This is a genomic window from Caballeronia sp. BR00000012568055 (assembly GCF_029439455.1).
In the GTDB taxonomy this organism is placed as follows: domain Bacteria; phylum Pseudomonadota; class Gammaproteobacteria; order Burkholderiales; family Burkholderiaceae; genus Caballeronia.
Genome location: NZ_JAQFVG010000026.1, coordinates 1 through 6356, shown reverse-complemented (window position 1 = coordinate 6356; position 6356 = coordinate 1). Strand labels below are relative to the sequence as shown.

The window sequence follows — 6356 nt, the reverse complement described above, 5'->3', positions numbered from 1 at the left end:
GGCCGATTGGCTTCAGATAAGTCGATGTCGCTTGCATGGTTCACTCCTTCACATGACATGGAGTGAATTGCAAAGGCTGTGCCATCGGCTGCGAGCGCTTGCTGCAAGAGCTTTCAGCGTCTTGAGCGCAACGAGGTGTCAACGAACCGGACGCATGCTGTCCGGTTTCCCGTCAGTTGCCCGTGCCCGACAAGCCGAGATTCGCCATCCGCGTATACAGCGACTGTCGGCTGATGCCGAGCCTGCGCGCCGCCTCCGCGCGATTGCCATTGCTCAACGCGAGCGCTCGCTCGATCAGCGCGCGTTCGAGCTGCGCGAGGGCATCGTTGAGCGGCAGTTCGGCGAGATGCGCGGGAATGGCATCGCTGGAAGGCGCGGCGGTATCGAAAAGAAAGGCGAAGTCTTCGCGTGTGAGCAGCGCGCCCGGCGCGAGCGCACATGCGCGTTCGATCGCGTTGGCCAGTTCGCGCACATTGCCGGGCCACGCGAAGGTGGCGAGCAGACGTTGTGCATCGGCGGAAAGGTGTTTGCGCGGCGCGTCCGGCGACGCAAGAAAGTGTTCGGCGAGCGGCAGGATATCCGCCACGCGCTCGCGCAGCGGCGGCATATGCAACGGAATCACATTCAGGCGATACAGCAAATCCTGCCGGAACGTGCCCGCCGCGACCATCGCCGGGAGATCGCGATGCGTGGCCGCGACCACGCGCACGTCAACATCGATCGGACGATTGGTGCCGAGCGGCGTAACCTGGCGTTCCTGTAGCACGCGCAGCAGTTTGGCCTGCATGGGCAGCGGCATATCGCCGACTTCATCGAGAAAGAGCGTGCCGCCGTGCGCCGCCTCGAAGCGCCCGCGCCGCTCGTTCTGCGCGCCGGTGAATGCGCCCTTGCCGTGGCCGAACAGTTCGCTTTCGAGCAAGTCTTCGGGAATCGCCGCGCAGTTCACCGCGACGAACGGCCCGTCCGCCCGCGCCGACGCGCGATGCAGCACGCGCGCCGCCACTTCCTTGCCGGTGCCCGTTTCACCGCTGATCAGCACCGTCGAACTGGTTCCCGCCGCGCGCCCGAGACGCTTCTGCACATCGCGCATGGCTTCGCTGATGCCGAGCAGTTGCGGCTCGCGCGAGGCGGTTTCATCGGCGAAAGCGGGGGCTTTTTCGGCATGCGCGGAAGAATGCGTCGCCAGCACGCGTTCGAGCAGCGTCGCGATTTCGTCGCGTCCGACCGGCTTGGTCAGATGCTCGAACGCGCCCAGCCGCATCGCGCCGATGGTGTTGTCGCTGGTGGCGTGCGCGGTGAGCATCACGACCGGCACGTTCTGAAGCTCGGGCTTCACACGCAGCGATTCGAGCACCGCCAGACCGTCCGCGCCCGGCAGACGAAAGTCGAGAAAGATGCACGCGGGCGGGTTTGCATCGCTCAGCAGGTCGAGCGCGGCTTCGCCCGAACGCGCTTCGAGCGTTGCGTGCCCGAGGTCTTGCACGGTTTCGACGAGGCCTTCGCGAAAGGCGTCGTCATCGTCGATGATCAGTATGGTCGCCACGGCAAGTCGATCACGAAGCGGGTTTGAGAAGGATCGTCGGCGAGGCACACGCGCCCGCCGTGCGCCGATGCGATCTCGCGCACGACCGCGAGACCGAGGCCGGAGCCATCGGGACGGCCCGTCACGAATGGCTCGAAGATACGCTCTCGTTCATCCGCGCGCACGCCGGGGCCATCGTCGATCACTTCAATAATCAGCCGATGCTCCGACTCACGCGCGCGCACCGTCACGTGGCCACCCGGCGGCGCATGCCGCAGCGCATTGACGATCAGATTATCGAGCGCGCGCGCCAGTTGCGCGGGATCGAAGACGGGCCGCGTTTCGCTCGGCCTGGCTTCGGCCGTCAGCACGACGTGACGGCTTTCCGCAGCCGGTTCGTGCGTCTGAACCATGCCGTTCAGCCACGCGGACAGATCGACTTCGCGCGTGTACAGCGTGACCGGCTGCGTCAGCGCCAGCAAACTCGTCACCTGCGATTCGATCCGCCCGACCTGCTCGATGATCGTCTTCAGCGCGGCTTCGCGGCGTGTGGCATCGCCGGCGAGGGCGTTTTCGGCTTTCAGACGCATCGCGCCGGCGGGATTGCGGATTTCGTGCGCGATCTGCGCGGCCATCTTGCCCAGCATGCTGAATCGCTCGGCCTGTGCGAGCTTCGTGGACAGCGCCCCCGCTTCGCGTCGCAGCAGCTCGGCACGGTCGATATAACGATTGAAGGCATCGACAATCGGATCGAGATCACGCTCGCCCATGCGTTCCAAACGCTTACCTCGTTCGATACCCCCATCCGGCGCGAGCGCCCGTTCGAGCCGCGTCAGATTGCGCTTCCAGCGACGCAGCGCCAGTGCGAGAAACAGCGCCAGCACCACGATCAGCGCAAGGACGCTGGCAAGAATGGTGACGGCGCGTTCACCGTACGGCCCGAGCGGCGGCCGCGCGCGCGTGAGCATCCAGGCGAGTAGATCGGCGTGGCGCGGCACCGGACACGCCACCGCGACCACCGCGTCCGCACCGTTCGATACGACATCGGCCTGCAACTGTCCCGACGCGGCGACTTCTTTAAGCGTGCGCAGAATCAGCGGCGTCTCGGCCTCGGGGATATCGCGTTTGACGCCGCTGCCTTCGTAGGTAGGGAAGGCATACGCGACGAAACCGGCGGGCGCGGGCGTCCAGAAGCCGCCTTCGATGCCTTCGGTGCGGATCAGCACGAGGTCGAGCACCGCGTGCATCAGATCGACGTTGGTTTCCGAGGAACGCTGCATCGACAAATCGTAACGCGATGCCACCGCCGTGCAGGCTGCGGCGGCTTGCTGCCGGGCGAGCGTCACCCGTTCGCTGAGCGCGGACGAGAGCATCAGCCACACCGCCGCCGTCAGAAGACCGCACAGGATGGCGACGAGAATCCAGAGCGCGAAAAGCTGGGTTGAGAACGAGGGTCTCGGCATATTGGTTCCGTCTGCCTGCAGGTTGGCGTGTGCAGAAGCAAGACGCTCGCCAGCCCTTTTCAGACGTTTTACCGGAATGCGCGCGCCCGGTCACGCATGCTGATGCGATTGCGCGCGGCGCTCGTTCGCCGACCAACCGCGCATCTCACGCAACCTTCACGTCCATCGCAATCTTCCCGCCTTGTGCCAGACAAAGCGCGTCCGTGAGATCGCAGGTTTCGGTGGTATCGACCACCACGAAGCTCTGCAACTGCGCACGGGCGTCGATCTCGAAGTATCGCGTGCCGGCGATGGGCGTTTTCGCATCGTTGGCTTCGATCGCGGCGATCTCGCTTGCGAGCGGATGGACCTGTCGCTTGAGGATGGCGCCGAGGCGCGCATCCACCATCACGCGATCCATGCTCCACGACGCGCGGTTCGACAGCGCGTTTTCCCCGGCGAGCACGCTATCGGCGACGACTTCGAGACCCATCGCCCGGAGCCTGGCGAGATCGGAGCGAAGACTTTCCGTGTTGACGCGTGCGGTGCCGCGTTCGAGCCGTAATTCGATGCGGCTCGCGTCCACGCCCGTCTCGCGCAGCGCCAGCTTCAGCGTTTCAGCGAAGTCGCTGGTCAGCAGTTGCTTCGGATAGACGGGCACGCACACGGTAATGTCAGGCATGCGCGCGGCGAGCAGGCAGGCCTCGCGCAAAATCCAGTCTCCGAGCGGAACCACGAGACCGCTTTGCTCAGCCACACGAAGATAGGATTCCGTATCAAGTCTTCCAAGCGTGGGATGATTCCACCACGGCCGGACTTCGACGGCGATCGCGTTGCTGGCTGAAACGCGCACGCTGCAAGCAAGATCGAACTGGCGCGCCTTGATCGCGATCAGCATATCGTGCGCGAGATGACGTTCGGTCTCGGCGGACGTTTCGGCATCTTCCGCATCGAAGGTGAACGTGCCACGCTGATTCCCCTTCGAACGATACAGCGCGACATCGGCGAAGCGGAAAAGCTCGTCTTCTTCCAGCGTGTCCTGCGGCGTCAGCGCAATACCGATCGACAAGCCGACTTCGAGCCAGCGCTCGCCATGCGCGATCGGCTGCGACACGGCTTCGATCAGGCGTTCCGCAAGCTCGACGACCTGCGGCCGCGAAAGATTCGACGCCGCGACCACGAACTCGTCACCGCCGATCCGCGCAACGAGCTGGCCTTCCGTCAGTTCACCCGTCAGCCGCGCGGCGACCGTGCGCAACACGAGATCGCCGATATCGTGGCCGAAGGTATCGTTGATCGGCTTGAAGTGATCGAGATCGAGATAGAACAGCGCGAGTTCGCTGTCCGTCGCCGACAGCGCCTGACGCATGAATTTGCGCAGGCCGAGGCGGTTCGGCAGACCCGTCGCAGGATCGTGCTGGACTTCTTTCTGGGCGCGCGAAAGATCGGCGGCGAGCGAGACATCGGCGGTGATATCGGCGGCGATCTTGACGATCTTGAAGGGCTTGCCGTTCAGATCGTAGATCGGGTTGTACGACGCCTGAATCCAGACCTCCGACCCGTTCGCGGCGATCCGCTTGAACTTCGACGACAGGAACTTGCCCTTGCGAAGATCGCTCCAGAAGCGCGCGTATTCGGCATGCGCGGCGGTGTCGCGATCCACGAACATGCGATGATGCCGCCCGATCACTTCCGGCAGCGTGTAGCCCATCAGCGCGAGGAAGTTGTCGTTCGCTTCGAGCACGTTGCCGTCCATATCGAACGAGACAACGCTCTGCGATTTGTTGATCGCGGCGATCTGTCCTTCGTAATCGCCTTGACGCAGCTTCTGCTCGGTCACATCGACGGCGTTCTTGACGACCTTGAAGGTGCGCCCGTTCATATCGAGGATCGGATTGTAGGAAGCCTGCAGCCAGATCTCCCGGCCATCGCGGCCCACGCGCTTGAATTCACCTGCCTGATACTGACCGGTGGCGAGCGCTTGCCAGAACTTTCCGTAGGCTTCGCTATCGCGTTCTTCTGATGAGACGAACATCGAATGATGGCGGCCGATAACTTGCGACAAACGATAGCCCGTCAGATCGAGGAAGTTGTCGTTGGCGTCGAGAATCGTGCCATCGACATTGAAGGCGACCACGCTCTGCGATTTGTGGATCGCTGCGATCTGGCCTTGATGGTCCGCCTGACGCAGCTTTTCGCGCGTGACCACGGTCGCATATTTGACGATCTTGAACGGCCGGCCGTCCTGATCGAGCACCGGGCTGTAGATGGCTTGCAGCCAGATATCGCGCTTGTCGCGGCCAATGCGCCGAAACTCGCCGCTGCGGTGACGTCCGGCGGCCAGATCGCTCCAGAATATTTCGTAATCCAAACTGTGCGCGTAGGCGGGATCGACGAACATGCGATGATGGCGGCCTTCGAGTTCTTCCATCGTGTAGCCGACTGCTTCGAGGAAGTTGCGGTTGGCGTCGAGAATGGTGCCGTCGGGCGCGAAGGTCACGATGCACTGCGACTTGTCGATCGCCGCAATCTGACCTTCGAAATCGGCGTTCTGCATCTTCTCCGACGTGACATCGACGGCGTATTTGACGATCTTGAACGGACGTCCGTCGAGATCGAGAATGGGGTTGTAGGTCGCGCGCAGCCACACGGCGCGCCCGTCCTTGCGGAATCGCCGATATTCGCCCGACGCGTGCGAACCTTCGCGCAAGCTCGCCCAGAACGCGGCGTAGGATGGATCGGCTGCTTCGTCGTCGGCGACGAACAGGCGGTGATGCTTGCCGACGACTTCATCGAGCGCGTAGCCGGTCGCGTCCAGAAACATCTCGTTGGCGTGCAGAATCGTGCCGTCCATCGCGAAATGTATTACGGCCTGCGAAGTATTGATCGCGGCGATCTGGCCGGCGTCATCGACAGCCGACATCATGCGGCCGGTGACATCGCGCACCAGCATGACGATCTCGCTGACCGAGCCGTCTGCGCCCGCGACCGGTATGCACGACACTTCGGTCCAGAACGACGTGCCATCGCGCTTGAGTTGCTGCATCTCACCGAAGAAGGCTTTGGCGGATTCGAAGACCGTATCGATCTCGTCCAGCGCATTTGCGCCGTTTGTCAGCGGTCTGAAGATGCTGCGATTGCGTCCGACCAGTTCCCAGCCCTTGTAGTCGAACAACTCCAGAAAGCGCTCGTTCACACGAAGGATGCTGCCGTCCGGCGCAAAGGCGATCCGCCCAAGGCTTCTCTCCACCGCTTCTACATCGGCTGGAGTGAAGGACGATTTGATCGGATTGTTAAGCATTTTCACCCGCCAGTAAGAGTTTCGGCGATTGCGCTGATGACGGGTGAATACGAAGTCAGCTTATGGATCACATGCCATGATCGCTTAACCT

At 63.0% G+C, this 6356-nt stretch carries 3 protein-coding genes; all 3 read right to left on the bottom strand.

All coding sequences use genetic code 11. The features are described 5' to 3' along the window. Nucleotides 1-172 precede the first annotated feature (172 nt). The 3 genes from P7F28_RS02795 to P7F28_RS02785 all read right to left on the bottom strand — a co-directional run bounded on the left by P7F28_RS02795 (nucleotide 173) and on the right by P7F28_RS02785 (nucleotide 6265). Nucleotides 173-1543, bottom strand: a complete 1371-nt coding sequence (locus P7F28_RS02795) for a sigma-54 dependent transcriptional regulator (protein ID WP_277182917.1) — start codon at nucleotides 1541-1543, stop codon at nucleotides 173-175. Next, nucleotides 1528-2985: a HAMP domain-containing sensor histidine kinase gene (locus P7F28_RS02790; RefSeq protein ID WP_277182916.1), complete on the bottom strand. Its 1458-nt coding sequence runs from the start codon at nucleotides 2983-2985 to the stop codon at nucleotides 1528-1530. Before P7F28_RS02790 ends, P7F28_RS02795 begins: the two co-directional genes overlap by 16 nt. Before the next feature lie 145 nt (nucleotides 2986-3130). Then, nucleotides 3131-6265, bottom strand: coding sequence for a PAS domain S-box protein (locus tag P7F28_RS02785; protein WP_277182915.1), 3135 nt, complete (start codon nucleotides 6263-6265; stop codon nucleotides 3131-3133). Between the last annotated feature and the right edge of the window lie 91 nt (nucleotides 6266-6356).

Bases quoted from the DNA above. Each gene is read 5' to 3' on its own strand.
- P7F28_RS02790 (WP_277182916.1), bottom strand. From the start codon at position 2,985: ATGCCGAGACCCTCGTTCTCAACCCAGCTTTTCGCGCTCTGGATTCTC.
- P7F28_RS02785 (WP_277182915.1), bottom strand. From the start codon at position 6,265: ATGCTTAACAATCCGATCAAATCGTCCTTCACTCCAGCCGATGTAGAA.